The organism is Nocardia sp. NPDC056000, assembly GCF_042269265.1.
GTDB lineage: Bacteria > Actinomycetota > Actinomycetes > Mycobacteriales > Mycobacteriaceae > Nocardia.
In genome coordinates this window covers 114,667-141,473 of the sequence record NZ_JBHJXS010000015.1, presented here as the reverse complement: position 1 = coordinate 141,473, position 26,807 = coordinate 114,667, and the positions used below count along the sequence as shown (strand labels likewise).

Below are 26,807 nucleotides of genomic sequence, written 5' to 3'. Positions count from 1 at the left end.
AAACCATCGCCCCGAGACCATCGCCAGGAGAACCCCTCGTGTCCGTATACCTCTATAGGTGGGGAAAGTTCGCCTTCCGCCAGAAATGGCTCGTCATCGGAGTCTGGCTCGCCGCCCTGATCGTCATCGGCGGCGTCGGCGGCTCCCTCGCCAAACCCTTCCAGGACAGCTTCAGCATGCCCGGCCTCCCCTCGGAGCGGGCCACCGAAATCCTCGACAAGCACTTCCCGGGCGCCTCGGCCGACTTCGACCCCGATGCGGTCACCGGCACCTATGTAATCGGCGCGCCCGCCGGTGAGAAGCTCACCGATCCGAAGAACGCGGCGCAGCTGCAGGCGTTCGTCGACAAGCTGAACGGGCTCGACATCGTCGACAAGGCCGTTCCGGCGATGAACCCGATCGATGTCACCAAGAAGATCGGCGAATCCGCCAAGATCGACTGCCTCACCGGCGATCGTAATTCGGCGGACTTCACCGGCATCTGCTCGGCCGCACCGCTGAACGTGCTCGGCAAGGACGGCACCGCCGACTCGGTCGCGACCGTCAAGGCCAAGTACGACATCGCCAAGTTCTCGGACATCACCAAGGATGACCAGAAGAAGGCGTACGACATCGGTGACGAGGCGCGCGCCAACGGCCTCACCATCGAACTGACCGGTTCCATCGCACAGGAACAGGGCGGCTCACAGGGCACCTCCGAGATGATCGGCATCGCGGTCGCGCTGGTGGTCATGATGATCGGCTTCGGCGCGGTCGTCGCGGCCTTCGTGCCGATCCTCACCGCGCTCGTCGGCGTGGGCACCGCCATCTCCATCATCATGTTCGGCACGCACTGGCTCACGGTGCCGACCTTCACCCCGATCCTGGCGTCCATGATCGGCCTGGCGCTGTCCATCGACTACGCCATGTTCATCGTGTCCAGGTACAAACATGAACTGGCCGTATCGAATTCGCCGGAGGAAGCCGCGGGCACCGCGGTCGGCACCGCCGGATCCGCGGTCATCTTCGCCGGTCTGACGGTCATCATCGCGCTGGCGGGCCTGGCGTTCGTCGGTGTCAGCTTCCTGACCTACATGGGTATCTTCGGCGCGGTCGCGGCCTTCATGGCGGTGCTCGTGGCGGTCACCCTGATGCCCGCGCTGATGGGCGCGTTCGGCCGCTTCCTGTTCAAGCCGAAGCTGCCGCTGGTCGCCCGGCACGATCCCGAGGACGAGAACTCCGTCACCAACGGACAGCGCTTCGCCCGATTCATCGGCAAGGCGCCGGCTCTGACGCTGGCGGTCTCGGTGGTGCTGCTCGGCCTGCTGGCCGCGCCCGCGCTCAATATGCAGCTCGGCCTGCCCGGCGGCGACTCCATGCCGAAGGATTCGACGCTGCGCAAGGCGTACGACCTGCAGACCGCCGGATTCGGCGAGGGCGCGAACGGCACCCTCATGATCGCCGTGGATATGAGCAAGACCCCCGCCGATCAGCGCACCGAGGCCCTGGACGAGCTGCGCGCTCAACTCGGCCCCAAGGGTCCGTACCAGGGTGTGGAATACCTGACGCACGCCCAGACGAGCAAGGACGGCGAAGCCGCCCTGTTCACCGTCGTCCCCAAGGCCGGGCCGAATGACAAGGTCACCAAGGATCTGGTCAAGGACGCCCGCAATGCCGAGTCGAAGTTCAACGACAAGTACGGCATGGAGTACGGAATCACCGGCACCACAGCGATTTACGCGGATGTGTCGGCGGGTCTGCTCAGCAAGATCGTGCCCTACCTGGCCATCGTGGCGGGTGCGGCATTCCTGCTGCTGATCCTGGTGTTCCGCTCGATCCTGGTGCCGCTCACCGCCGCGCTCGGCTTCCTGCTGTCCATGGCGGCCACCTTCGGCGCGACGGTGCTCATCTTCCAGGAGGGCAAGTTCAACCTGGTCGAGGCGCATCCGCTGGTGTCATTCCTGCCGATCATGTTGATCGGCTTGGTATTCGGTCTCGCGATGGACTACCAGGTGTTCCTGGTGACCCGCATGCGCGAGGAATACGTGCACGGCAAGTCCGCCAAGGAAGCCATGATCAGCGGCTACCACCACGGCGCGCGCGTGGTGACCTCCGCGGCCATCATCATGATCTCGGTGTTCAGCGCCTTCATGCTGGAACCGAACGTGGTGGCCAAGTCCATGGGCTTCGCCATGGCGGCGGGCGTGCTGCTGGACGCCTTCGTGGTCCGCATGGTGCTCATCCCGTCGCTGCTGGTGCTGATGGGCAAGTGGGCGTGGTGGATTCCGAAGTGGCTGGATCGCATCCTGCCCGATATCGATGTCGAGGGCGCCAAGCTGGCGGCGCTCAAGGAGTCGTCGGCTCCGGTGTCGATGGATAAGGAACCGGCCGGGGTCTGATCCCCCGATAGCTCGAAAGTCTCGGCCCCGCATCTGGATTCAGGTGCGGGGCCGAGTCGTTTCCGAATGTGGTCACGCGCGGGCCAGCTCCTCGCCCATGCGGGCGGTGATGGTGATCAGCACGCGGGCGGCGGTCTCCAGGTCTGCGGGCGAGACCGAGCCGTAGGCGGGGCCGACGATCTTGCCGGAGGCCGCCCGCACCCGGGCCACCAATTCGCTACCGGCATCGTTGATCCGAATCTCATCGCCGGGCAGCGCGACCAGCAGATCCTTGCCGACCAGCGCCGCGACGGCCGCTTCGACATCCGCGGGGTCCCACTGGGTCATACCGGCGACCCGGGCGACATGGGCGGTGCGGGCAACCGGAACACCTTGGGCCAGAGCCTGATTCAGGGTGATCCACTGCCGCTCGTCCAGGGTGGTGCCCGCCAGGACGCGGGTCAGTACCGCGGTGTGGTGCTTCTCGGCCTGGCCGATGATCGAGGGGTTCAGGACGGGGGCGGTGGTGGTCATTTCGAGCTCCTCATGCGGGGTGTTCCGTTCGGTGTGCAGCAATCATGACACTCAGTTCCAGAAGTGCGCAAGTACCAATTTGAACTGAGTTTCTTCAGCGACTCAGTTTCGGCACCGGCTATGATCACCGGCATGACCACGGACGACCGCGCGCTTCCACTGCGCGAACGCAAGCGCCTGCGCACCCGCCGCGCCCTCGCCGATGTCGCGTTGCGCCTGTTCACCGAGCAGGGCTTCGACAGCACCAAGGTGGAGCAGCTGGTCGAGGAGGCCGAGGTCTCGCGCAGCACCTTCTTCCGCACCTTCCCGACCAAAGAAGCCGCGGCCACCGAGGCCGAAACCGAACTGTGGGCGAATTACCTTGCGGCACTGGAGGTTCGGGAATTGTCCGGTCCCGTACTGGACGAACTGCGCGATACCCTCGCCGCCGCCGCGCGGGAACTGCCCGAGGACTGGGACCGCCGCTACATCGCCACCCGCCGCCTGGTGCTGACCGCGCCCACGCTCATGGGCCACGTGGAATACCACCGCTCCGGTGTCGAGAAGCAGGTAATCGCCTGTCTCACAACCAAACTCGACCTCCCCCCGGAGGATCTGCGCCCGCACATCCTCGCCGAGCTCACCACCACCGCCTGGAGCATCGCGGGCCGCGCCTGGGTCGGCACCGATGGCGACGGCGGCCGCGGGGCTCTCATCGAGCGGATGCACCGGGCCTTCGCCGCCATCGGATCGGCACTGGAATTGACCGCGGGCTAGCCCCTCCGCGAAGCGATCAGGAATCGAGAAGCGCGCACACCCCTGCGCCAAATAATGTTCTTCTCATGAACATCACAGCAGCTCAGACCACCATTACCGCCATCACCCTGGAGGCCGACGACCCGGCCGCGACCACCGCCTTCTACGCCGCGGCGTTCGGCCTCGGCGACCGCCTGCGGGTGCGCGCCGCCCAGGCCCCGGCCACCGGTTTCCGCGGCTTCGTCCTCTCGCTCGTGGTGTCGCAGCCGAGCACCGTGGACAGCCTCATGGGCACCGCCGTGGAAGCGGGCGCGACGGTCGTGAAGCCCGCCAAGAAGAGCCTCTGGGGCTACAGCGGCGTCCTGCAGTCCCCCGACGGCGTGGTGTGGAAGATCGCCACCTCCGCCAAGAAGGACACCGGCCCGTTCACCCGCGAAGTCGACGCCTTCGTACTGCTGCTCGGCGTCGATGATGTGAAGGCCACCAAGCAGTTCTACGTGGAGCACGGCCTCGCCGTCGCCAAGAGTTTCGGCAGCAAGTACGTCGAATTCGAGGCCCCCGAGGCCGCCCCGGTCAAGCTCGCGCTCTACACCCGCAAATTCGCAGCCAAGGACGCGGGCGTGAGCGCCGAGGGCAGCGGTTCGCACCGCGTCGCCATCCAGACCGCCGCCGCCCCCTTCACCGATCTGGACGGTTTCGACTGGGAGCGGATCTAAATTCGCATCGCGCCCACCGGGATATTTGAAACGTTTACATTTCATTCAATGGGTATCGCGATTACCGTTCCGGCCCATGACACGAATCCTGACCAAGGCATCAGCCGCCACCGCCCTGTTCGCCGGCCTCATCGCCGCCGGATCGGGCCTGGCGAACGCCGAAGCCCCGATACTCCAGCCCGCCCCGATCGCGGCCGATTCCGGATCGAGCCAGGCCAGTGTCGTGCAAACCGGTTCCGGCACCGGATCGGCGGCGATAGATCTCCCCACCGCCATGCTGCTGTGCCGCCTCACCGGCGGCACATACAACCTCGGCCTCGGCAGCAGCATGATGAACCACGGGCCCAGCGGCTGCTTCAACGGCCTCTTCGGCAAAACCCCGATCGGATGACATTCCGACAAAGAGCCGCCCACCTGAAATCAGGTGGGCGGCTTCAGCATTGGTCGCTCAGACTGGATTCTCCCGCCCCGTCAACCGGTCAGTGCGGGGTGTTCGCGTAAGCGGAACCCGCGCTCGCCAGCTGGAGAGCCTTCGCGAAGAAGATGCTGATAAGTTCCATGTCCCCTGAATTCCTAACTCCCGTGGATGGGCGGACCACATTCCGCCGGGACTACCGATATCACATGTGCGCCACCGGCGCATCCGGATACGTTGCGGCACAAGCAAAAAGCCCCTCGCCCGAATTCGGGCGAGGGGCTTGCAGCGGTGGCGGAGGGATTTGAACCCTCGGAGGGGGGTTACCCCTCACACGCTTTCGAGGCGTGCTCCTTAGGCCGCTCGGACACGCCACCGCCGGTGACTTTACCGGACCACCTGCCGAATCCCGAAATCGCCTGCGGAGGGGGTCAGGGGCGCTGGGTTTTGAAGAAGGTGTCCAGTAGGGCGGCGCATTCGGATTCCAGAATCCCGCCGCGAACCTGGGGGCGATGATTGAGACGTCGATCACGTACCACGTCCCAGAGCGAGCCCACCGCACCGGTTTTCGGCTCCCACGCGCCGAAGATCAGTTTGCCCACCCGGGACAGCACCAGCGCGCCCGCGCACATGGTGCAGGGTTCGAGGGTGACCGCGAGGGTCGCGCCTTCCAGCCGCCAGCCGTCACCCATGACCCGCGCGGCGGCGCGCAGCGCCAGCACTTCGGCGTGCGCGGTCGGATCACCGAGCGCCTCACGGGCATTGGCGGCCCGGGCCAGTTCGCGGCCCGAGGCGTCGAACACGACCGCGCCCACCGGAACGTCCCGGGGGTCGGCTGTGCGCGCGGCCTCGATGGCCGCGCGGATCATGTCCTCGTCTACGAGCGGGTTCAGCGCGGGAGTTTGTCGAGGGCCGCGGCGAACTGGTCGGCGAAGCCCAGTGAGCGGGCCACCATGCCGAGCTGTTCGTCCGGGTAGAGGTCGGTTTCGGCGAGGATGACGCTGAGCACCGGTTCGGGCAGGCCCAGATCGGACAGAACGCCGAGGTCGCCCTCCTCCCAGGGTTCGATGTCGTCCAGTTCGTCCGGATCGATATCCGGGATCTCGATATTCAGTTCCTCGAGGACATCGGCCGCGATGTCGTAGTCGATGGCCGCGGTCGCATCGGAGAGCAGGATTCTGCTCCCGGTCGGGCCGGGACGGAGGATGATGAAGAACTCGTCGTCGATATCGAGCAGGCCGAATACCGCGCCGGAAGCTCGCAGCTCACGCAACTCGGCCTCGGCCGCGGAAAGACTGGAGAGGGCAGCCGCGCTCAACGGCGTGACTTTCCAATCGGCTTCTTCGCGGACAACCGCCACTGCGAACCCTTCCACGTCGTCGTACTCGTCCGACGCCGCCCTGTTCGTGCTCGAGCGCTGTGCTGCCATGGGCGCAACGGTAGTCCGCTTCGGGGGAAATGTTGAAGTCGTATGCGAATCTGATCGCATGACGGGCCATCCGAAAGCAGCTGTCTGTGTCCTGGGCGCCGGATTGATCGGCGGATCGGTGCTCCGCGCCGCCGCCGCGGCGGGTTACGAGGTGTGGGGTTTCAACCGATCCGAGGCCGGTGCGAAAGCCGCCCGCGCCGATGATGTCGACGTGACCAGCGAGATCGAACCGGTGCTGCGGCGGGCGGCCCGCGAGGACGCGCTGATCGTGGTGGGCGTGCCCATGCCCGCGCTGGACACCATCCTCTCGGATGTGAAGTCCTTCGCACCCGAATGCGCGCTCACCGATGTGGTGAGCGTCAAAGCCCCGGTGGCGGCGGCTATGAAACGGCATGAGCTGGCGGCCCGCTACGTGGGCGGGCATCCGATGGCCGGGACCAGCGAGTCCGGTTGGGCCGCATCCACTCCCGATCTGTTCCAGCGGGCCGCGTGGGCGGTGAGCGTGGATCCGGGGACGCACGCGGGCGCGTTCGAGCGGGTGGCGCGATTGGCCCTGGATTGTGGTTCCGTGGTGGTGCCGGTGCTGAGCGAGGAACACGATCGGGCGGTTGCGCGCATCTCGCATCTGCCGCACGTGCTGGCCGAGGCGCTCGCGATCCAGGGCCGCAATGGCGGAGCGCTGGCACTGGGCCTGGCGGCGGGCTCGTTCCGCGACGGCACCCGGGTCGCGGCCACCGCGCCGGATCTGGTGCGGGCCATCTGCGATCCGAACGCGACCGCACTGCTGGAGGTGCTGGAGGACGCGCTGCGGGTGCTGGAGGGCGCGCGGGACAGCCTGCGCGAGAACGGCACCATCGGGCAGCTGGCCGATGCGGGACATGACGCACGCGTCGACTTCGACGACAACGAGCGCTGGGCGATCACCGATATCCGCCCGGGAGACCAGGATTGGGCCGAGCGGCTGGCCGAGGCGGGACGACGCGGCGGGGTGATCGAGTCGCTGTAGGGCGGCTCAGATGCGTTCGGCGAGGCCGGGGTAATCCAGCAGGAAGCCGTCGTCGTCGACCTTGACGGTCGCGCTCGATACCGGTGACAGCACGTGGATGCCGTCGGCGCCGCTGCTGTAGGTGAGGCTGGCTTCCTGGACGTGCAGATCGGGCAGGCGGACGTAGACGACCGGGACCTGGACGTCCTCGCTGGCGTGCGCGAGGCCGTAGCGGCGGATGGGCAGGGTGTTGAAGAACGGGCTCAGCACCACGTCGACATCGAGCGCACCGCCGAAGGTGGAGCGCACATGTGTGCCACCGGCGTCGATGAGCCAGTAGTTCTCCTCGTCGCGGGCGATGGAGGCGTGCCGCTCACCGGTGGCGAGGGTGCTGCGCAGGGACAGTCGCCGGGTGACGCCGTTCTCGTCGGTGACAAGGTCGTAGGACGCGCTGAAGGCCGGATGATCCTCGCACTCCCCCGCGATGATGCGTCCGGCGGCGCGAATCCGGTTGCCGCTGAGCACAACCCGCACCGATTCCATTCGCGATGCGTTATGCGCGCGCCAGGTCAATATCGACGGCCATTTCGGCGCCGCCGGTTTCGAATCCTCGCTCCCGCTCTCCGTCACGCCTATAACCGTACGTGCAGCCGGTTTTCCTCCGGTGACCCCCGGCGCGCGTTTCCCGGCGGCGTGTCGGGACGCTGACGACCGCAGGCGATGCAGACCGCCCGGTATGCCCGGTGTTGCTCGAGGTCGGGTCCCGGGGACTCGAGTAACGTGTTCGCGGGCATGTGTGGGGAACTCGGGGCTGGAAGGGACTTTTGTGACTGGCGCGCGGATGGTCGGGCTGTTCGCCGGGATCGGCGGGCTGGAGCTCGGACTGGCCGCGCACGGCTGGCAGAGCGAACTGCTGTGTGAGATCGACGCGGGCGCACAGGCCGTGCTCGCCGCCAGGTTCCCCGGGGTGGAGCTGCATTCGGATGTGACCCGGCTGCGCGCGCTACCGGCCGGCACCGATCTGGTGGCCGCCGGATTCCCCTGTCAGGATCTGTCCCAAGCCGGGCGAACAGCCGGAATCACCGGTGCCCGTTCGGGTTTGGTGGACGAGGTGTTCCGCCTGGTGAAGCGCAAGCGCGGACCGCGCTGGCTGCTCATCGAGAATGTCCCGTTCATGCTGCAGCTGGGCGCGGGCGCGGCCATGCGGCACATTACGAGCGCGCTGGAGGAGCTCGGATACACCTGGGCATACCGGGTGGTCGACGCGCGCGCGTTCGGGCTGCCACAGCGCCGTCAGCGGGTGCTCATGCTGGCCTCGCGCACCGAGGACCCGCGGCCGGTGCTGTTCGGCACCGATGCCGGACCGCATCCGGTCGGCGATCCCGCGCACGATCCGTGCGGTTTCTACTGGACCGAGGGCAATCGCGGACTCGGCTGGGCGGTGAACGCGGTGCCGACCCTCAAGGGCGGTTCCGGCCTGGGCATCGCGAGCCCGCCCGCTGTGCGGCTGCCCTCGGGTGAACTGGTCACCCCGGGCATCACCGACTGCGAACGGTTACAGGGTTTCGATCGGGATTGGACGACACCGGCTCTCGATGTCCCCGGTGTACGGCGCGGGCACCGCTGGAAGCTGGTCGGCAATGCGGTGAGCGTGCGGATGGCGTCCTGGATCGCGGGCCGTCTCGCCGATCCCGCCGACGACCCGTTCCCGGCGGGCGAACCGCACACCCGCCGCGCCTGGCCGCTGGCCGCGTGGGGCCGCGACGGCGCGGTGTACCGGGTTCCGGTGTCCACCTGGCCCGTGCACGCGCCCTACGAGGATCTGCGCTGGTTCCTCGACGATGTGAGCCTGCTCTCGGCGCGCGCCACGGCCGGATTCCTGCGCCGCACCACCATGGGCACACTGCGCTTCCCGCCCGGTTTCATCGAGGACGTGGAGAACCATCTCGACCGAATGGGAGGATTCCCCCGCGAGGCCGCCTGAGCCGGACGGGCGAATTCGCCGATCGCACTTCACGAGTCGCTATGCCGTTCAGGAGTAGTCATGCCGCGTCCGATCACCGATGCGGCGACCAGTGCGCGAATGGCGAAGCAGCGGCGGGTCGACACCAAGCCGGAAATGGCGCTGCGCCGGGAATTGCACAGGCGGGGTGCGCGGTTCTTCGTCGATAGGGCTCCGCTGCCGAAGATGCGGCGGCGAGCCGACATCGTTTTCCCGCGGCGGAAGGTGGCGGTATTCGTGGACGGCTGTTTCTGGCACAGCTGTCCGCAACACGCCACGTCGCCGAAGAACAACGCCGAGTTCTGGGCCGAGAAATTGGCCGGGAATGTGGCCCGGGATCGCGATACCGATGCGCGGCTGACGGCGCAGGGCTGGACGGTGGTGCGGGTGTGGGAACACGAATCGGCGGAAGCGGCCGCCGACCTGGTATTGCTGGTATTGGCCCGCGGGGCGTGAAGCCCGTGCGGTCGATGCGCGACAATGGACGTACCACCGGACCGTCCGACCAGTACGGCTGCGAGAGCGAGCGAGGCCAGCGAAAGCGAGTACGGCTATGACCCGGACCCAGGAGAAACAGGTAGCGGCGGCCCCGAGTGACGCACCGCCCACTCCACGCTGGCGACGGGTACTGCGCTGGTGCATCGCCATCCTGATCGGGCTGGCCGGGCTCGGTTATTCGTCCTGGGTGCTGGAATTCCTGCTACCCATCCCCAGCGATCCGACGAACACCTTCCTGAGTCAGCTGGCCGAGAAGGGTGCGCCGTTCCGCTGGGTCTTCACCACCGGTGACACCGTGTCGGGGACGATGCTCGCGGTGGCCGGTATCGGCGGCCTGCTGTTGTTCTCGCGCCGCCGCTATTCCACCATCGGCTGGATCGCGCTGACCTGTTTCGGGCTCTCCACCATCGCCGATGCCCAGTGGCCGATCGATCCCACTGTGACGCATACGTATTCGGAATCCGGACTGGTTCCGCAGCTGCATCAGATTCACGCGCTCACCAGTTCGCTGGCGGTGTTCTCCATCTACATCGCGATGATCGCGTTCAGTGTGGCGGCGTTCAAATACAAGCGCTGGCCGATTCTGCGCCATACCGGCCTGTGGATTCTCATCATCGGTTCGGTCGTGACGGCCTGGATGCTGATCGCCGACAATCTGCCCGGCAATTACGGTCTCGGCATCGCACAGCGCATCCAGGTGGGCGCGATGTCGCTGTGGCTGGTCGTGCTCGCGGTGCAAATCGTTCTCGCCGAACGGGATTCCGACCGCCGCGCTGGGTAGGGTCGATGCTGTGACCAGCGACGCACGCACCGAGATTCCCACGCAGCTCGACACCGTCGCGGCCGCGACGACCCTGCTGCTCGACGCCGCCTCCGGCCTCACCGACGCCGATCTGATCGAGGCGTCGCTACTGCCCGGCTGGACCCGCGGGCATGTGCTGACGCATCTGTCCCGCAATGCCGACAGCCTGGTGAACCTGCTGCTGTGGGCTCGCACCGGTATCGAAACCCCGCAGTACGCAAGCGCTTTCCTGCGCGACGCCGATATCGAAGCCGGCGCCCCGCGCGCCATGCGCGAACAATTCGAGGACCTCACCGCCTCCGCCGAGCGCTGGCTCGCCCTGGCCCGGGTGATGCCCGCCGAATCCTGGCAGGCGATCGTGCGCAACCGCCAGGGCGGCGAACTGCCCGCCAGCCGGGTGCTGTGGATGCGCCTGCTGGAAGTCCAGATTCACCACGTGGACCTGAATGTCGGCTACACGCCCCAGGATTGGCCCGCCCCCTTCGTCGCCCGCCTGCTCCCCCAGGCCATCGGTGACCTGTCCGCCAAGGAGGGCCCGGGCTTCACCGTCACCGCGACCGACACCGGCTACACCGGCACGGTAGGCACCCCTGAGACGGAAATCACCGGCCCCGCACCGGCTCTCGCCGCCTGGCTCATCGGCCGCTCGAGTGGCGCGGATCTCACCGGCACCCTCCCGGACCTGGCGGACTGGAAATAACGAGCACCGCCCTCGCATAACAAGAATGTCCCCGCACCTGCTGGTGCGGGGACATTCTGCTGTGCGCCCGAAGGGATTCGAACCCCTAACCTTCTGATCCGTAGTCAGATGCTCTATCCGTTGAGCTACGGGCGCATGGTCGAACATATTCAGTTGTAGCAGCCCGGCGAACCGGGCTTGGCGGAGGCGAGAGGATTTGAACCTCCGGTCCCCGTGAAGGGACAACTCATTAGCAGTGAGTCCCATTCGGCCGCTCTGGCACGCCTCCTGGAGCCTTCTCTTACGAGGGCGCCGGTCCTTTCGAACCGCCGGGACGAAAGATTACACAGCGGGTGACCAATAGGCAAAACGGCTGGTCAGAGGCTCGATGCGGGCCATCTGCCGAGGTGGTCTCAGCGCAGGTGACTGTCGAACCATTCGAAGATGCGGGTTTGCGCGTCGAGGGTGGCGGCGTCCTCGGGGACGGCCGGATCGAAGCCGGGGTGATCGGGGCGGTGCCGCAGGCCCGGATAGCTGACCACGAGGGTGGCGACATCGGCGCGGGCGGCGGCGTCGCGCAGGCGGTCGACCTGATCGGGCGGGGTGCGCGGATCGTCCGCGCCGAACAGGGCGAGCCAGGGCGCTTTGAGACCGGGCGCGGCGATGGCGAGCGCGACAGCCTGTGGGGTGAGCGGGGTTTCGATGCCGGGGGCGGCCACGCTGACCGCCGCGCCGATGCGGCGATCGGTGGCGACCAGGGCGGCGGCGGTGCCCGCGGAGTCGAAGCCGAGCACCCCGATGCAGTCACCGAAGACGCCGTGCCCGGTGAGCCATTCGAAGCAGGCGTCGAAATCCTCGACCAGGTCCGCGCCGAAAACCTGTTCCGGCACCACGCCATTGGCGCGGTGGAAGAGGTCGGGCGCGACCACCGTCCAGCCGTCATCGGCCAGGGATCGCATGAGATCCAGCAAAGGATCGGTGAATTCGCGCGATTCGTGCAACACCACGATGCCGCCTCGTGCATGACCATCCGGTTCGATCACAGTGAGAGGAACCCGCATCGTCTCGTGCACAGGCGCTAGATCTCGGAAAATGCCCGCCATGCAGCCAGAGTAGTTGCGCAAGGTAACTTCGGGATTAATGTTTTGCCGGGGTCAATGCGCAGAACATTTTCCGGTACAAACACCCGCGTGGCAAACGCCGTGCCACTTTCGCGGGGGTCACCGATCGGCGGCCGCGGCGCATCGGTACGGCACCACCGGGGCGGTGCGAATCGGGCACCGCATAGGGTGGGATGGTGAGCGCGCACATTCGTCCGGATCTCGATGCCATCCCGGCGTACATCGCCGGCCGCAGCCACCCCGACCTGGTGAAGCTGGCCAGCAACGAGACCACCTTTCCGCCGCTGCCCTCGGTGGCCAAGGCCATCGCCGAGGCCGCCGAACTGGTGAACCGGTACCCGGACAACGCCGCGCTCGAATTGCGCAGCGCCATCGCCGAATTCCACGGCGTCGCGGTGGAGAACGTGGCGGCCGGTTGCGGCAGTGTCGCCCTCTGCCAGGAACTGGTGCAGATCACCTGCCTCGCGCCCACCGATGAGGTGGTTTTCGCGTGGCGCTCGTTCGAGGCGTACCCGATCGTGACGCAGGTGGCGGGTGCGACGGCGGTGCGAGTGCCGCTCGATCACGATTTCGCGCACGATCTGGACGCGCTGGCGGCGGCGATCACGCCCGATACCCGCGTCGTGTTCGTGTGCAACCCGAACAATCCGACCGGGACCGCGCACGGCACCGCCGAACTCATCCGCTTCGTGGATTCGGTGCCCGCGAACGTGCTGGTGGTGCTGGACGAGGCCTACTACGAGTACATGCGGCTGGACGATCAGCCCAATGGCGTGGAGATCGGCCGCACCCGGCCCAATGTGCTTGTGCTGCGCACCTTCTCGAAGGCGTACGGCCTCGCGGGGCTGCGCGTCGGTTATGCGGTCGGCGATCCCGACGTGGTCACCGCGCTGATGAAGGTGCACATCCCGTTCAGCGTGAACCGGGTGGCGCAGGCCGCCGCCATCGCCTCGCTGGACGCCAGGCACGAGCTGCTCGAGCGCACCAACGCCGTTGTGGCCGAACGCAATCGCATGCGGGACGCACTGGTCGCGGCGGGCTACCGGGTCGCGGACAGCCAGGCCAACTTCCTGTGGCTGCCGCTCGGCGACCGCAGCGGCGAATACGGTCAGGCCAGCGCCGAGGCCGGAGTCCTGGTGCGGCCCTACGGTGATGACGGCGTCCGCATCACCGCGGGCGACCCGCACGAGAACGACCTGTTCCTGAGCTTCGCCACCGATCCGGCAACCGTCGCGCGCTTCCTCGGCTAGCCCGATTTCGAGGCTGGGCTAGCCGATTCCGAGCCCCAGGGCCAATGTCGGCCAGGAGCGCGGGAGTTCGTCGGCCCAGTATGGCCAGGAATGGGTGCCGGTGAGGCGACGGTCGACCACGGCCGGAATGCCGAGTTGACCGAGCCGGTCCGACAGCTGCGCGGTGCACATGTCCGCACCCGCTTCGAGCGGCCCGCCGAACAGAATCGATTGGCGGGCATCGGGATTGCCCGGACCGTCATGTTCACCGGGCAGCCCGCTGCCCGAGGACAGGTAGATGGTCTTGCCGCGCAAGGCTTCCGCGTGCAGCAGCACATCGTGCGCGGCCCACTGCGGATCGTCCGAGGGGCCGAACATATTGTCCGGATCGCCGCCGAAGGTGCCGACCACGGCGCGCGCCTGCGCCTGGCCGAAGTCCGAACTCATTGCGTAGCAGCCGCTGTGCGCCCCCACGGCCCGGTAGAGCTCCGGATGGCGCACGGCCAGCATCATGGCCGCCTCCGCGCCCATCGAGACGCCGGTGAGCCCGTTGACGCCGTCTCCGCCGAAGCGGGCGTCCAGCAGTGGCGGCAGTTCCCGGGTGAGGAAGGTTTCCCACCGGTTGGTGCCGAGTTTGGGGTCGGCGTGCAGCCAGTCGGTGTAGTAGCTGGCCGGTCCGCCGAGGGTGAAGACCACGTTCACGTTCTTATCGGCGAAGAAGCGCAGTGCGCCGCCCTTGTTCGCCCAATTGTTGGCGTCGGCCGCGGCGCTGCGCCCGTCCAGCATGTAGAGGGTGGGGCGCGGGGAATCGCGGACGGCGGGCAGCAGCACCTGCACGTCCACGGTCCGCCCCATGGCGGGTGAGTTGACCGAGACCTGCAGCAGCCGATCGTTCAGATTCTCGATGCGCGCGATGGCAGCGTGGCTGGGATGCACGGCGTCGACCGCGGGCGGAGCCTCCTCGTTGGACCCGGAGTCCACGGGCGGTTCGGCAAGCGATTGCGGAAGGCTGAACAACGCCGCACCGGCGAGCAGTGCGGCGCTGGCGAGGGCGCCGGCGAGGCGACGCCGTACTGCACTGCGGCGAAGCACCCTGCCAATCCTGCCAGAAATCAATCGGCGGCGAGATCACGTTCCCAGCGCGTCTCCACATCGGTGAAGCGCCACACGGCGATTGCGACCGCCCAGGTGCCCAGGAACAGCCCGGCGATGACGAAGCCGAGGTCGCCGAGGTCCAGATTTCCGATCCAGGCGATGAAACCCGTTGTGATATCGAGACGTTCGACGAAGATCGAGATGATCTCCTGCACGCCGATCAGCAGTGCGACGGCCACGGACAGCCCGGTGATGACCAGGTTGTAGTAGATCTTGCGCACCGGTCGCGCGAACGCCCAGTCGTAGGCGTAGCTCATGAAGGAGCCGTCGAGGGCGTCGAACAGCGTCATACCGGCCGAAAACAGCACGGGCAGAACGAGAATCGTGTACCAGGGCAATCCGGTGGCGGCCGCGCCGCCCGCGATCACCAGCAGTCCGACCTCGGTGACGGTGTCGAAGCCGAGCCCGAAGAGCAGTCCGACCGGGTACATCTGCCACGGTTTGCGCACCAGCTTCACCACCGGCCCGAGAATCCGGTTGAGCGCGCCGCGGTGTTCGAGTTCGTATTCCAGGCGCGCCTCGTCGAGGTCACCGCCGCGCATGCGCCGGTACACCTTCCAAATGGCCACCAGCGACGCCAGATTCAGCAGACCGATGGCGATCAGGAAGATGCCGGAGATGCTGGTGCCCCACAGCCCCGTCCACCTGTGCAGGGCCGAGCCTTCGTCCTCGATGGGCCCGGCGAGCGCGCGCACGCCCGCCGCCAGCAGGGCGACCATCAGGAAGACGATGCTGGAATGGCCGAGGGCGAACCAGAATCCGACGGTATGCGTCTTGGCGCGGCCGTTCTCGGCGACGAGTTTGCGGGTGGTGTTGTCGATGGCGGCGATATGGTCGGCGTCGAAGGCGTGCCGCATGCCGAGCGTGTAGGCGGTCACGCCCAGCCCGACCCCGAAGACCGCGCCCTGCACCATGTGATGGCCCGGCACCACGAATATCAGCAGGGTGCCCCAGCCGATGATGTGCAGCGCGAGAACCGCGAGACCCATTGCCACCCAACCGCGCACGACACAACCTCATCTCGCCGTGCCCGCACCTGCGCCACATCCTCGGAGCCCAAGGCGCGGGCGTCGACGCAAATGGGCACCGGCAACTTGATCCGGTGCCCATCTACGTATCTTCAGCGGAAGCGGAGGGATTTGAACCCCCGGTCGCTCTCACGACGCTCGCTTTCAAGGCGAGTGCATTCGGCCGCTCTGCCACGCTTCCAGCGCGTTGATGTTAGCAGCGTCCAGTTATCCACCGCTTCGCTCCGGCCGGGTCCGTGACCGACCTGCTAATCGGCGCGGTGGTCGCCCGCCCGGTCGATGACCTCCATCGCCGCCGCCATCGCGGCGAGCTGCTGTGGGGTGAGCAGGTCGATGAAGTAGCGGCGGACGGCGGCGACGTGGCCGGGGGCGGCCAGGCGCAGGCGGCGCAGGCCCTCATCGGTGAGCTGGGCCAGCACGCCGCGGCCGTCGTCCTCGCAGGCGGTGCGGCGGACCATGTGCTGGCCTTCGAGGCGGCGGATCTGATGGGTGAGGCGACTGCGGGAGGAGAGCACGCCGTCGGCGAGATCGCTCATGCGCAGCGAGCGGCCGGGCGCTTCGGAGAGTTTGACCAGGATGCGGTAGTCGGCGAAGGAGAGCGCGCTGTCACGTTGCAGTTGGCGATTGAGGTCGGCCATGAGGCGCTGGCCGCCGTCCATATAGGACCGCCACGCGCGCTGCTGCTCGGGGGTGAGCCACCTCGGTTCGGCGGCTATACCGCGGCCGCCGGATTCGAAAGCCACGCGCTGATTGTAGCCAAACAGGCGTGTCGAACCCGGGCGAGCTGCGGTGGAGTTTTTCCCGAAGATCAGTTCAGCGGAAGCTGCTGATCATGGTGCGGCTCAGGTCGTGCACGGTGGTGCAGCCCGAAAGTCCCATGGCCGCATCGAAATCCGCGAGCAGGGTGCGCAATGCGTGCCGGACGCCGTCGCGTCCGGCGATGCCGAGACCGTAGGCCCAGGGACGGCCGTAGAGCACGGCTTTCGCACCGAGGGACAGCGCGATCATGACATCGGAGCCGGTGCGGATGCCGGAATCGAAGAGCACATCGGCGCGATCGCCGACCGTCGCCACGATGGTCGGCAGCGCGTCCAGGGCCGCGATGGCACCGTCCACCTGGCGACCGCCGTGATTGCTGACGACCACCGCGTCCGCGCCCGCGTCCACGCATTGCCGGGCGTCATCGGGGTGCACGACGCCCTTCACCGCGATGGGCAGGGTGGTCCAGTCGCGCAGTTTCGCGATATCCGCGGGCCGCAGCCCGTGATTGCCGAACAGGCCGATCCAGGTGAGCACGGCCGCGCGCATGGCGTCCGCGCTCTCCTCCGGGGGTGCGGGGAGTTTGGCGCGGAAGACCGGATCGGAGAGATAGTTGGCGATGCCCTTTGCGGCCAGGAACGGCAGGTGCCCGAGTTCCAGATCGCGCGGCCGCCAACCCAGGGACGGGGTGTCGACGGTGACGACAATGGCCTTGGCTCCGGCCTTTTCGGCCCGTTCGACGAAGGAGCGCGCGAGTTCGGGATCGCTGGGCCAGTACAGCTGATACCACCAGTCCCCCGCGAGCGCCCCGGCTTCCTCGATGGTGGAGGAGCCCGCGGTGGAGAGCACCATGCCGATGCCGAGTTCGCGGGTCACATCGGCGACCACGGTTTCCCCGCGCTCGTGCAGCAGCCCCAGTACACCGATGGGTGCGGTGAGAATCGGTGCGGCCAAATGGGTTCCGAGCACTTCGACCGACAGGTCGCGAACGTCCGGGCCGCTGGTGCCGCGCAGTACCCGCGGCATGAGCCGGTATTTCTCGAAGGCGTGCAGATTGTTCGCCGCGGTGCGCTCGGCGGAGGCGCTGCCCGCCACATAGGCGAAGGCCGCCGGTTCCAGTACTTCCCGAGCCCGGGCTTCGAGTCCGGCCGCCGTCATGGGTAGGGCGGGGACATTGCCGGCGAGTCCGGAAAGGTAGATCTCGTTCTGGAAGTCGACGAAACTGCTCATTCGGCAAACGCTAGTACCAACACCGGTGGTACGGGGGGTGTCGGAAATACTTTCCCGGAGCGTAACTTCCGGAAAGGTTCCGGCCGGAATGCGCTGGTATCAGCGTCGGTTGCTGCGTACGCGCACCAGTGCGCGCGGGGATTCGGCGGCGACGAAGCCGGAAATGGCCATTGCGGTCAGGATGGTCAGCGCACACAGCGCGGTCACGAAGCCGATCATGGATTCTCCCTTTCGGATGTGGTCATTACACAATGACCGCCGAAGCTGACAGGAGGCTGTGCGCCCGCCCAGGCCCGCCTGGCAATAAGCGAGCCCGGCCTGACAGTAATCGTTGATCCGCCGCCGTAGGCTCGCTTTCATGTATGCGGTGACACTCGACGGTTTCGGTGAGCCAGAGGTCATGAAATGGGCGCAGGTACCCGACCTGCCCGCGCCCGGACCCGGTGAAGTTTTGATCGAGGTGGCGGCGGCCGGTGTGAACCGCGCGGATCTGCTGCAACGGCAGGGGTTCTATCCGCCGCCACCCGGTGCGAGCGAAACATTGGGACTGGAGGTCTCCGGTGTGATCGCGGCGCTCGGCCCGCACGTGCGGGATTGGCATGTGGGCGACAAGGTCTGCGCACTGCTTTCCGGCGGCGGTTATGCCGAGCGGGTGCTGGCGCCGGAATCCCAATTGCTGCCGGTGCCCGAACATCTGGATGTGGTTGCGGCGGCGGCACTTCCGGAGGTGGCGGCGACGGTCTGGTCGAATCTGGTGATGACGGCGGGCCTGCACAGCGGACATCTGCTGCTGATTCACGGCGGCGGCAGTGGAATCGGGACGCATGCCATTCAGGTGGCGCGGGCGCTCGGTGCGCGGGTCGCGGTGACCGCGGGTTCGGACGCGAAGCTGGAACTGTGCCGGGAACTGGGCGCGACGGTGCTGATCAATTACCGCGAACATGATTTCGTCACCGTCATCCACAGCGAATATCCCGGTGTGGACATCATTCTCGACAATATGGGTGCGGCCTATCTGGAACGCAATGTCGAGGCGCTCGCCGATGACGGCCGACTGGTGATCATCGGTATGCAGGGCGGGATCAAAGCGGAACTGAATCTCGGTGCGCTGCTTGCCAAACGCGGCACCATTCACGCCACGAATCTGCGCCGCCGCCCCGAGCACGGTCGCGGCTCCAAGGCCGAGATCATCACCGAGCTGCGCAGGCACCTGTGGCCGATGATCTCCGACGGCACCATCGTCCCCGTGGTCTCCGACGAACTGCCCATAACCGATGTGGCACAGGCACATCGGCTGCTGGACTCGCCGGAGAACTTCGGGAAGGTGATCCTGCGGGTCGACTAGGTGTCGAGTGCGGTGAGGGCGCGGCCGAGCTGATCGATCTCGAATTTGGTCGTATACGGGGCGAGACCGATGGTGACCGCCCCGCCCTCATCGTTCACCCCGAGCGCGTCGAGCAGGCGGGAGCCGCCGTGCGATCCGCTCAGCGTGCCGATGCGGGCGTCGGCCAGTTTGGCCGAGACCTTCTCCGCCTGCATGCCCGAAATGGTGAAGCTCACCGTCGGGATGCGGGTGGAGGCGCGGCCGATGACCGTCAGGTTCGGGATGGTGTCCAGCACCGACATCAGATGTTCGAAGAGCTGATCGTGATAGTCCTGCAGCGACGTGATGGACATCTCGAGGCGTTCGCGGCGGGTGCCGGTGGCGCGTTCGTCGAGTCCGGCCAGATAGTCGACCGAGGTGGCCAGGCCCGCCAGTAGCGCGTACTGGTGCCCGCCGACCTCGAGCCGCTCCGCGCCCTTGGCGTAGGGGTTGAGCGACATGGACGGAATCCGGTCCAGGAACGCGGGATCACGGAAGACCAGTGCGCCGATCTGCGGTCCGCCCCACGCGGGTGCGCTGAGCGCGATCACATCGGCATTGAGTTCGTCGATATCGATGAGCGCGTACGGCGCGGCCCCGAAGCAGTCGGCGACCAGCAGGCCGCCCACCTCGTGCACGCGATCGGCGGCCACCCGCACCGCGGGCGCGGAGCCGACGATCGGGGAGGCGGCGGTCAGCGCGACCAGCCGGGCGGTGGGCCCGATGAGCTCCTCGAACTGCCAGGCCGGCATTTCGCAGGTCTCGATCTCCACTTCGGCCCAGCGCACATGTGCGCCATAGCGATTCGCGATGCGCAGCCACGGCGCGACATTGGCTTCGTCATCCAGGCGCGACAGCACGATCCCGGTGCCCAGACCCAGTCGGGAGCTCAGCGATTCGGCCAGCCAGGCCAGCAGTACCGCGCGATCCGGGCCGAGCACCACGCCCGCCGGGTCGCCGCCGACCAAATCCGCGACCGCCTCGCGAGCGGCCTCCAGAATGGCGGCGCTGCGCTTGGCCGCGCCGTGCCGATTGGTATGCGAGAAGGCGGAGGTCCGGAAACCCGTTGAGACGGCTCGGGATACCGAATCGGGGACCAGCATGCCCGCTTGCGGGTCGAGGTGGATCCAGCCGTCGCCCAGGGACGGTATTAGGCCCCGAACCCGTGCGACGTCGTAAGTCATGCTGGTCACTCTAAAGGCAGAGGGCAAGTCGGCGTAACGGTGTGTGCGGTTTGGGTGGGTGCCGCTTAGCGCCGTCGGCGGTGACGGGACATGATGGGGGGATGACGCAATCGGATGGGGCGCCGGAATCCATTGTGGTGATCGGCCCCGAGGGCAAGCCGTTGATGATTCCGGCCGCCGCGCAGATCGGCGGCGAACCGGTCGAGGTGACCGGACAGGTTGTCGGTGAGGGTAATTCCGGCGATTCCGGCGAACAGGATGAGTCGCTCGCCGACATGGTGGAACAGCCCGCGAAGGTCATGCGCATCGGCACCATGATCAAACAGCTGCTGGAGGAAGTCCGGCACGCACCGCTCGACGACGCCAGCCGCACCCGGCTGCGCGATATCCACCGCACCTCGATTCGCGAACTCGAGCAGGGCCTCGCGCCCGAACTCCGCGAAGAACTCGAACGCCTCGCCCTGCCCTTCAGCGATGACGTGATCCCCTCCGACGCCGAACTGCGCATCGCCCAGGCGCAATTGGTCGGCTGGCTGGAGGGCCTGTTCCACGGCATCCAGACCGCCCTGTTCGCACAGCAGATGGCGGCCCGCGCGCAACTCGAGCAAATGCGCCACGCCCTCCCGCCCGGCATGAGCGGAACCGATTCGCGCGGTGGGTCGTCCTCCGGCGGTGGTGGCCAATATCTCTGACCATCTGCGGGTCGGCAGCAGGTTCCCGACGCAACTCGCGGGCTATTAGATAGGGTCGGGGACTGTGCCTGCTGCTGCTCCCCCCGACTCGGCGACGACCGAAGTGCGCCCGGATGATGAAACGGTGACGCTGGTGTCGGATTCGCAGTCCTTCGCGCGTGCCTTCAAAGACTTCCGCGACGGATTCTCCCAGCGTGAATTGTGGCTGGCGCTCGGCTGGCAGGACATCAAACAGCGCTATCGGCGTTCGGTGCTCGGGCCGTTCTGGATCACCATCGCCACCGGTTTACAGGCGGCGGCGATGGGTGTGCTGTACGCCACCCTGTTCGGGCAGTCGCTGAATTCGTATCTGCCCTATGTGACTGTTGGCCTGATTGTCTGGAATGTCATCAATGCCAGCATCATCGAGGGCTCCGATGTCTTCATCGCCAATGAGGGCCTGATCAAACAACTTCCGTCGGCGCTGAGCGTGCACGTGTATCGCCTGGTGTGGCGGCAGTTCCTGTTCTTCGCGCACAACCTGATCATCTACGTGATCATGCTGGTGGCGTTCAGCATCTGGCGGCATCTGCACTGGTCGGCACTGCTGGCGATTCCGGGCCTGCTGCTGATTTTCCTGAACGCGCTCTGGGTGACCATCGTGTTCGGCATTTTCAGCACCCGCTACCGCGATCTCGCGCCGATCCTGGGCAGCACCACGCTGATGCTCTTCGTGCTGACCCCGGTCATGTGGAAGCCGACCGCGCTGACCGGCACCGCGAGCGATCGCGCGAAACTGGCCGAGCTGGTGCCGACCTTCCACTACCTGGAAATCGTGCGCGCGCCGCTGCTGGGCGATCCGATTCACCTGCGCAGCTGGATTGTGGTGCTGGCCATCACCGTCGTCGGCTGGATAGTCGCGATACTGGCCATGAAGAAGTTCCGTTCCCGCGTCCCCTACTGGGTGTGAAGGCTCAATGACCGACCATGTGAGTATCGAAACCCAGCACGCGTGGGTCGAGTTCCCGATCTTCGACGCCAAATCCCGATCGCTGAAGAAGGCGGTCCTGGGGTCGGCCGGTGGCGCCATCGGGCGCAATCAGTCCGATGTGGTGGTCGTGGAGGCGTTGCGCGATATCACCATGTCACTGAAAGAGGGCGACCGGATCGGCCTGGTCGGCCACAACGGCGCGGGCAAATCGACGCTGCTGCGGCTGCTTTCGGGCATCTACGAGCCGACCCGCGGCAGCGCCCGGATTCGCGGGCGGGTCGCCCCGGTCTTCGATCTGGGCGTCGGCATGGATCCGGAGGTCTCCGGCTACGACAACATCATCATTCGCGGTTTGTTCCTCGGGCAGACCCGCAAGAAGATGCTGTCGCTGATCGACGAGATCGCCGAATTCACCGAATTGGGCGAATATTTGGCGATGCCGCTGCGCACCTACTCCACCGGTATGCGGGTGCGCCTGGCCATGGGCGTGGTGACCTCCATCGATCCGGAGATCCTGCTGCTCGACGAGGGTATCGGCGCGGTCGACGCGGAATTCATGAAGAAGGCGCGAATCCGGTTGCAGGAATTGGTTTCCCGCTCCGGCATCCTGGTTTTCGCGAGCCACTCCAACGAATTCCTCGCCCAACTATGTGATTCCGCGATGTGGATAGATCATGGACAGGTACGCATGCACGGCGGCATCGAGGAAGTCGTGCGCGCGTACGAAGGCCCGGAGGCGGGCGATCACGTGGCGCAGGTGCTGCGGGATCTGGCACGTGAACCCGAACGGAATCCCGCATGAGCGACCGTCAATCCGGCACCGCTGACCAGACCACACCGCATTTCGGCGACGATGCCCGCATCGTCGCCATCGTGGTGACCCATAAACGCCGGGAACTGCTGGCGGAGTCACTCAAGGTGCTCTCCACCCAGACCCGGCCCATCGACCACCTCATCGTCGTGGACAACGGCAATGAGGCCGAGGTGGGTGAGCTGGTGCGCAACCAGCCCATCGAATCCACCTACCTGGGCTCCGCGCACAATCTCGGCGGCGCGGGCGGTTTCGCGCTCGGCATGCTGCACGCGCTCACCATGGGCGCGGACTGGGTGTGGCTGGCCGATGACGACGGCCGCCCCGACGGGCCGGAAGTGCTTGCCACACTGTTCGATTGCGCGAAGCGGCATCAGCTGGTCGAGGTGTCGCCGGTGGTCGCCGATATCGACGATCCGGACCGGCTGGCGTTCCCGCTGCGCCGCGGCGTGGTGTGGCGGCGGCTGCGCTCCGAACTCGGCGACGAGGATTTCCTGCCGGGCATCGCCTCGCTGTTCAATGGCGCGCTGGTGTCGGCGGAGGCCGTGGACATCATCGGCGTACCGGATCTGCGGCTGTTCGTGCGCGGTGACGAGGTCGAGGTGCATCGGCGGCTGGTGCGGTCCGGGCTGCCGTTCGGCACCTGTCTGCAGACCGCGTACCTGCACCCCAACGGGTCCGAGGAGTTCAAGCCGATTCTGGGCGGGCGGATGCACACCCAGTATCCGGACGATCCGGTGAAGCGGTACTTCACCTATCGCAATCGCGGATACCTCATGGCGCAGCCGGGCATGCGGAAGTTATTGCCGCAGGAGCTGGCTCGGTTCGGCTGGTTCTTCCTGTTACAGCAGAAGGATCCGCAGGGATTCCTGGAGTGGCTGCGGTTGCAGCGACTCGGGCGGCGCGAACAGTTCCGCAAGCCGGAAGCCAAGGCATAGGCGCTGGTCAGAAAATCGATTGCGCCGATCGGGCGAACCTGACAGGGTTGGCCCCGTTCTTATTCGGCGTCGCGATCGCCCCGGTGATCGCCAAGGGAGAGATGAGGAGGTGGATTACGTGACTACAGCAGCTCGGATTGTCGTGCCCGCGCGTGTTTTCGCCGCGCCGTGCGTATCCACCTCGAATATCTCGCGCTGAGTCCCGGACGGGCTCGGCCCGTCGAAGGACTCTCCCACCATGTCTGTGGTCGACTACGACCTGCTCTCCCCCTACGGCTGGACCGCCGAGGTGGCCGCCGAATACCTTCCGCTGCTGGGTGATTCGCTGACCCCGGCGCGACTGCTGCGCATGGATCGCAGCGAATGCGATGTGGCGGTGCCGATTTCCGGCACTCGCCTGCCCGATCAGGCCGCGGCGGTCATCGTGCGCGCCCGCTGCCCGCGCTCGGACTCCGATGTCACCGGACTGTGCACCGGGGATTGGGTGGGGCTGAGCACCGAATCCGGTGAGCGGCCCGTGACGCGTGGCATGCTGAATTCGGCGGTGGTGCGAAAGCTGTTGCCGCGCAAGACCGCCATCGTGCGGGCTGCCGTCTCCGGGCATTCGGATTCGCGGGCACGCGCCGGGGATCAGGTGCTGGCCGCCAATGTCGACACCGTGCTGATCTGCTCGCCCGGTGACGGGGATGTGGATCTCGGGCGCATCGAGCGCATGCTCGCGCTGGCCTGGGAATCCGGGGCGCAACCGGTGGTGGTGCTCACCAAAGCCGATCTCGCCCAGGATCTCTCGCTGGACGAGGTGCGGGCGGCGGCTCCGGGCGCGACCGTGCTCGCGGTGAGCGCGTCGACCGGACTCGGCATGGAGGTGCTGACCGCCGTACTGGACGGCACGGTGGCGCTGCTCGGACCGTCCGGCGCGGGCAAATCCACCCTCGCCAATGCTCTGCTGGGTTCGGAAGTGTTCGCCACCAACGCGGTTCGCGAGGGTGACAAACGCGGACGGCACACCACCGTCCATCGCGAACTCCGCCCCCTGCCCGGCGGCGGCACCCTCATCGACACCCCCGGGCTGCGTTCCATCGGCCTCTGGGATGCCGCCGAGGGTATCGGCCGCACCTTCAGCGATATCGAATCCCTGGCCGCCGCATGCCGTTTCACCGACTGCTCGCACGACAGTGAACCCGGCTGCGCCGTGCGGGCGGCCATCGAATCCGGAGAAATCCCCGAACGCCGCCTCACCAGCTACCGCAAGCTCTCCCGCGAGAACGAGTGGATGGCGGCCCGCTCCGACCACCGCCTGCGCGCCGAACGCGAACGCGCCTGGAAACAAATCGGCAAGGACCAACGCCGCATGTACCGCGACCGCACCAAATTCGGCCGATGACCGCACCGACCGCACCCCCGCACCCCCTGGCCGCCCAGGTCCTCAAAGCCTGGGCGCGCTGGGGCCACCTCCCCGACCTGCCACCCCCACCCCCGAAACCCTGGATCGGCGGCGGTAGGCCCTAGCGCCTGCCGGAAACACAGTGTCGGGGGCCACACCCTCACCTCCCCCGTCATCCCGGCATGCTTTTGGCCGGGATCCACACCGATCAGCGCATGTACTGCGGGTGTGGATCCCGGCCAAAAACGCGCCGGGATGACGAGGGAGCTTCGCCGAGAGGACGAGGGGCCGTATCGAGCCAACGGGCGGTTACGTGTCGGGGCGCTGGACGAGCGAACAGGTGGGGGCAGATAGGTTGGAAGAGTGCGAAGAGCTGCGAGTTTTCCCGATGCGGGGTTGGGTGCTGCCCTGCGGTGGGTGGCGGCTCGGGGCGAGTTGACGGCCGGGATGAGCCGGTGAGTTTCGTGGTGGGGTGGGTTTCGGGTCGGCTGCGGGCCATGCCGAGCGCGCTGGTGTACCTCGGGATCGGGGCGGTCAGCTCGGTGGTGTCGGTGCTCGCGGTGGTGGGGCTTCTGCTGGTTGCGGCGGCCTGTGTGGTGGGGGTGGGGTTGCCGCTCATGCCGGAGGCCGTGCGGGTGGTGCGGCCGCTGGTGCGGTTCGATCGGCTGCGGGCGGGGGCGTACCTCGGTGTCGAGGTGGCCGAGCCGTACCAGCCGATGGCCGGGGATTGGCGGCAGCAGTGGGGGACGCTGGTGCGGGATCCGGCCAATCGGCGGGATCTGGGGTGGCTGGTGCTGCACGCGGTGACCGGCATCTTCGTGGGCACCATCGCCGTCGCGTTGCCAGTGGCCGCGGCGGCGCAGGCGCTGCGGCCGTGGTTCTGGAAGGTGCTGCCGGAGGGCAGCGTCGAGGGGCTGGGGTTCGTCGTCGACTCCTGGGGTTGGGCCCTGGTGGGTTCGATCGCGGCGCTGCCGTTCCTCTGGTTGGGCTTGCAGGCCCCGGTGGTGGCGCGGTGGCAGGCCCGAATCGCGGCCGCGCTGCTCGGCCCCGCGAAGGGGATCGTGCTCGCGGATCGGGTGGCGGCGTTGACCGCGACCCGTGCCGCCGCGCTGGATGCGCACGGGGCGGAATTGCGGCGGATCGAACGGGATCTGCACGATGGCGCACAGGCCCGGATCGCCGCTGTGATCATGCAGCTCGGAGTGGCTGACCAACTGCGGCAACGGGATCCGGACGCGGCCGATGAACTGGTGCGCAAGGCGCAGGACACCGCCACGGCCGCGCTGTCCGAACTGCGCGATGTGGTGCGCAGCGTCTACCCGCCGGTCTTGTCCGATCGCGGTCTCGCCAGCGCGATCTCGGCCCTCGCGGCACGCTGCCCGATCCCGTGCACGGTGGATCTCGGCGATGGCGCACGACCCGCGAGTCTCGAAGGCTCCGGACACCCGCGAGCGGATGTCTTTCCCCGGCGGCCCGCAGCGGTCGAGGCGGCAGCATATTTCGTGATCGCAGAGGCGCTCACAAATGCGACCAAACATTCTCGGGCCGAGCATGTTTCGGTGACGCTCGGCGGGGCGACCGACGTATTGACCGTTGTGATCACCGATGACGGGGTCGGAGACGCGCAGGATGTCGAGGGCGGTGGGCTGGCCGGAATCAGGCGGCGGGCAGAGGCTTTGGATGGGCGCATGCTGCTGAACAGCCCCGCCGGTGGGCCTACCGTGGTGCGCGTGGAGTTGCCGTGCGGGTTGTGAGAATCGGGAGCACCGCTATGCCGTGGGGCGAAAGAGA

Annotated in this window: 28 protein-coding genes and 4 tRNA genes; 18 read left to right on the top strand and 14 right to left on the bottom strand. The window is 67.1% G+C overall.

The annotated features are described in order from the left end of the window. Window positions 1-38 precede the first annotated feature (38 nt). The gene (locus ACFC4D_RS37405) at window positions 39-2,378 is read left to right on the top strand and encodes an MMPL family transporter (RefSeq protein WP_376070565.1); all 2,340 of its coding nucleotides are present in this window, start codon (window positions 39-41) and stop codon (window positions 2,376-2,378) included. A 72-nt stretch (window positions 2,379-2,450) separates the two neighbouring features. On the opposite strand, the gene ACFC4D_RS37400 is transcribed toward ACFC4D_RS37405, so the two are convergent. Further along, window positions 2,451-2,891: a hypothetical protein gene (locus ACFC4D_RS37400; RefSeq protein ID WP_376070563.1), complete on the bottom strand. Its 441-nt coding sequence runs from the start codon at window positions 2,889-2,891 to the stop codon at window positions 2,451-2,453. Between the two features lie 132 nt (window positions 2,892-3,023). Between ACFC4D_RS37400 and ACFC4D_RS37395 the strand changes: the two genes are divergently transcribed. The 3 genes from ACFC4D_RS37395 (at window position 3,024) to ACFC4D_RS37385 (ending at window position 4,733) form a co-directional block, all read left to right on the top strand. After that, window positions 3,024-3,647 (top strand): TetR family transcriptional regulator, encoded by a 624-nt coding sequence (locus tag ACFC4D_RS37395; protein WP_376070560.1) that lies wholly within the window; start codon window positions 3,024-3,026, stop codon window positions 3,645-3,647. A 65-nt stretch (window positions 3,648-3,712) separates the two neighbouring features. Continuing rightward, a complete protein-coding gene (locus ACFC4D_RS37390) occupies window positions 3,713-4,342 on the top strand; it encodes a glyoxalase (protein WP_376070558.1) in 630 nt (209 codons plus the stop codon). A 76-nt stretch (window positions 4,343-4,418) separates the two neighbouring features. Continuing rightward, the gene (locus tag ACFC4D_RS37385; RefSeq protein ID WP_375961942.1) at window positions 4,419-4,733 is read left to right on the top strand and encodes a hypothetical protein; all 315 of its coding nucleotides are present in this window, start codon (window positions 4,419-4,421) and stop codon (window positions 4,731-4,733) included. A gap of 313 nt (window positions 4,734-5,046) precedes the next feature. On the opposite strand, the gene ACFC4D_RS37380 is transcribed toward ACFC4D_RS37385, so the two are convergent. The 3 genes from ACFC4D_RS37380 to ACFC4D_RS37370 all read right to left on the bottom strand — a co-directional run bounded on the left by ACFC4D_RS37380 (window position 5,047) and on the right by ACFC4D_RS37370 (window position 6,186). Next, window positions 5,047-5,134, bottom strand: a tRNA-Ser gene (locus tag ACFC4D_RS37380). A 54-nt stretch (window positions 5,135-5,188) separates the two neighbouring features. Then, window positions 5,189-5,626 carry a nucleoside deaminase gene (locus ACFC4D_RS37375; protein ID WP_376070556.1) on the bottom strand — a complete coding sequence of 146 codons (438 nt, stop codon included), beginning with the start codon at window positions 5,624-5,626 and terminating at the stop codon, window positions 5,189-5,191. A 20-nt stretch (window positions 5,627-5,646) separates the two neighbouring features. Beyond that, window positions 5,647-6,186 (bottom strand): tRNA adenosine deaminase-associated protein, encoded by a 540-nt coding sequence (locus tag ACFC4D_RS37370; RefSeq protein ID WP_364637241.1) that lies wholly within the window; start codon window positions 6,184-6,186, stop codon window positions 5,647-5,649. 58 nt (window positions 6,187-6,244) lie between these two features. On the opposite strand from ACFC4D_RS37370, the gene ACFC4D_RS37365 reads away from it, so the two are divergent. Then, window positions 6,245-7,192 carry a prephenate dehydrogenase gene (locus ACFC4D_RS37365; protein ID WP_376070554.1) on the top strand — a complete coding sequence of 316 codons (948 nt, stop codon included), beginning with the start codon at window positions 6,245-6,247 and terminating at the stop codon, window positions 7,190-7,192. A 6-nt stretch (window positions 7,193-7,198) separates the two neighbouring features. Here ACFC4D_RS37365 and ACFC4D_RS37360 read toward each other — a convergent pair whose 3' ends face one another. Further along, entirely contained in the window at window positions 7,199-7,801 is a 603-nt protein-coding gene (locus ACFC4D_RS37360) for a putative glycolipid-binding domain-containing protein (RefSeq protein ID WP_364637237.1), read from the bottom strand. A 211-nt stretch (window positions 7,802-8,012) separates the two neighbouring features. Here ACFC4D_RS37360 and ACFC4D_RS37355 point away from each other — a divergent pair, with 211 nt between their 5' ends. The 4 genes from ACFC4D_RS37355 (at window position 8,013) to ACFC4D_RS37340 (ending at window position 11,173) form a co-directional block, all read left to right on the top strand. Further along, entirely contained in the window at window positions 8,013-9,155 is a 1,143-nt protein-coding gene (locus ACFC4D_RS37355; RefSeq protein WP_364637976.1) for a DNA (cytosine-5-)-methyltransferase, read from the top strand. Window positions 9,156-9,215: 60 nt separating this feature from the next. Continuing rightward, window positions 9,216-9,629, top strand: a complete 414-nt coding sequence (locus ACFC4D_RS37350) for a very short patch repair endonuclease (RefSeq protein WP_375961933.1) — start codon at window positions 9,216-9,218, stop codon at window positions 9,627-9,629. Between the two features lie 97 nt (window positions 9,630-9,726). After that, on the top strand, window positions 9,727-10,452 hold the full coding sequence (locus ACFC4D_RS37345; RefSeq protein WP_364637233.1) for a DUF998 domain-containing protein: 726 nt from the start codon (window positions 9,727-9,729) through the stop codon (window positions 10,450-10,452). A gap of 10 nt (window positions 10,453-10,462) precedes the next feature. Beyond that, complete coding sequence (locus ACFC4D_RS37340; RefSeq protein ID WP_376070551.1) at window positions 10,463-11,173, top strand: maleylpyruvate isomerase family mycothiol-dependent enzyme; 711 nt, start codon at window positions 10,463-10,465, stop codon at window positions 11,171-11,173. Window positions 11,174-11,235: 62 nt separating this feature from the next. On the opposite strand, the gene ACFC4D_RS37335 is transcribed toward ACFC4D_RS37340, so the two are convergent. The 3 genes from ACFC4D_RS37335 to ACFC4D_RS37325 all read right to left on the bottom strand — a co-directional run bounded on the left by ACFC4D_RS37335 (window position 11,236) and on the right by ACFC4D_RS37325 (window position 12,255). Further along, window positions 11,236-11,308: transfer RNA gene (locus ACFC4D_RS37335), tRNA-Arg, on the bottom strand. Between the two features lie 43 nt (window positions 11,309-11,351). After that, window positions 11,352-11,441 (bottom strand) — tRNA-Ser (locus ACFC4D_RS37330). 124 nt (window positions 11,442-11,565) lie between these two features. Beyond that, window positions 11,566-12,255 (bottom strand): dienelactone hydrolase family protein, encoded by a 690-nt coding sequence (locus tag ACFC4D_RS37325; protein ID WP_375961927.1) that lies wholly within the window; start codon window positions 12,253-12,255, stop codon window positions 11,566-11,568. Window positions 12,256-12,446: 191 nt separating this feature from the next. On the opposite strand from ACFC4D_RS37325, the gene hisC reads away from it, so the two are divergent. Next, window positions 12,447-13,523 (top strand): histidinol-phosphate transaminase, encoded by a 1,077-nt coding sequence (hisC, locus tag ACFC4D_RS37320; RefSeq protein WP_376070548.1) that lies wholly within the window; start codon window positions 12,447-12,449, stop codon window positions 13,521-13,523. 18 nt (window positions 13,524-13,541) lie between these two features. On the opposite strand, the gene ACFC4D_RS37315 is transcribed toward hisC, so the two are convergent. From ACFC4D_RS37315 to ACFC4D_RS37295, 5 genes are all read right to left on the bottom strand, one after another. Beyond that, complete coding sequence (locus ACFC4D_RS37315) at window positions 13,542-14,594, bottom strand: alpha/beta hydrolase family protein (RefSeq protein WP_364637225.1); 1,053 nt, start codon at window positions 14,592-14,594, stop codon at window positions 13,542-13,544. 20 nt (window positions 14,595-14,614) lie between these two features. Continuing rightward, window positions 14,615-15,646: a HoxN/HupN/NixA family nickel/cobalt transporter gene (locus ACFC4D_RS37310; RefSeq protein WP_364637222.1), complete on the bottom strand. Its 1,032-nt coding sequence runs from the start codon at window positions 15,644-15,646 to the stop codon at window positions 14,615-14,617. Between the two features lie 135 nt (window positions 15,647-15,781). Next, window positions 15,782-15,866, bottom strand: a tRNA-Ser gene (locus ACFC4D_RS37305). A gap of 67 nt (window positions 15,867-15,933) precedes the next feature. Beyond that, window positions 15,934-16,344 carry a MarR family transcriptional regulator gene (locus ACFC4D_RS37300; RefSeq protein WP_364637974.1) on the bottom strand — a complete coding sequence of 137 codons (411 nt, stop codon included), beginning with the start codon at window positions 16,342-16,344 and terminating at the stop codon, window positions 15,934-15,936. A 154-nt stretch (window positions 16,345-16,498) separates the two neighbouring features. Continuing rightward, window positions 16,499-17,674 (bottom strand): alpha-hydroxy-acid oxidizing protein, encoded by a 1,176-nt coding sequence (locus tag ACFC4D_RS37295; RefSeq protein ID WP_376070546.1) that lies wholly within the window; start codon window positions 17,672-17,674, stop codon window positions 16,499-16,501. Window positions 17,675-18,032: 358 nt separating this feature from the next. Between ACFC4D_RS37295 and ACFC4D_RS37290 the strand changes: the two genes are divergently transcribed. Continuing rightward, complete coding sequence (locus tag ACFC4D_RS37290) at window positions 18,033-19,019, top strand: NAD(P)H-quinone oxidoreductase (protein WP_364637218.1); 987 nt, start codon at window positions 18,033-18,035, stop codon at window positions 19,017-19,019. Here ACFC4D_RS37290 and ACFC4D_RS37285 read toward each other — a convergent pair. Next, window positions 19,016-20,221, bottom strand: coding sequence for a cysteine desulfurase-like protein (locus ACFC4D_RS37285; protein ID WP_375961918.1), 1,206 nt, complete (start codon window positions 20,219-20,221; stop codon window positions 19,016-19,018). The two genes, ACFC4D_RS37290 and ACFC4D_RS37285, sit on opposite strands and share 4 nt — an antisense overlap. 101 nt (window positions 20,222-20,322) lie before the next feature. Between ACFC4D_RS37285 and ACFC4D_RS37280 the strand changes: the two genes are divergently transcribed. From ACFC4D_RS37280 to ACFC4D_RS37250, 7 genes are all read left to right on the top strand, one after another. Beyond that, the gene (locus ACFC4D_RS37280; RefSeq protein WP_375961916.1) at window positions 20,323-20,913 is read left to right on the top strand and encodes a bacterial proteasome activator family protein; all 591 of its coding nucleotides are present in this window, start codon (window positions 20,323-20,325) and stop codon (window positions 20,911-20,913) included. Between the two features lie 130 nt (window positions 20,914-21,043). Continuing rightward, complete coding sequence (locus ACFC4D_RS37275; protein WP_376070774.1) at window positions 21,044-21,862, top strand: ABC transporter permease; 819 nt, start codon at window positions 21,044-21,046, stop codon at window positions 21,860-21,862. 7 nt (window positions 21,863-21,869) lie between these two features. Further along, entirely contained in the window at window positions 21,870-22,685 is an 816-nt protein-coding gene (locus ACFC4D_RS37270) for an ABC transporter ATP-binding protein (protein ID WP_364637212.1), read from the top strand. Further along, window positions 22,682-23,632 (top strand): glycosyltransferase, encoded by a 951-nt coding sequence (locus ACFC4D_RS37265; RefSeq protein WP_376070544.1) that lies wholly within the window; start codon window positions 22,682-22,684, stop codon window positions 23,630-23,632. The genes ACFC4D_RS37270 and ACFC4D_RS37265 overlap by 4 nt, the downstream gene beginning before the upstream one ends. Window positions 23,633-23,870: 238 nt before the next feature. Further along, entirely contained in the window at window positions 23,871-25,016 is a 1,146-nt protein-coding gene (gene rsgA, locus ACFC4D_RS37260; protein WP_376070541.1) for a ribosome small subunit-dependent GTPase A, read from the top strand. Next, window positions 25,013-25,141: a hypothetical protein gene (locus ACFC4D_RS37255; RefSeq protein ID WP_375961910.1), complete on the top strand. Its 129-nt coding sequence runs from the start codon at window positions 25,013-25,015 to the stop codon at window positions 25,139-25,141. The genes rsgA and ACFC4D_RS37255 overlap by 4 nt, the downstream gene beginning before the upstream one ends. A gap of 330 nt (window positions 25,142-25,471) precedes the next feature. Then, window positions 25,472-26,770, top strand: coding sequence for a sensor histidine kinase (locus ACFC4D_RS37250; protein ID WP_376070539.1), 1,299 nt, complete (start codon window positions 25,472-25,474; stop codon window positions 26,768-26,770). The last annotated feature ends 37 nt before the right edge of the window (window positions 26,771-26,807 follow it).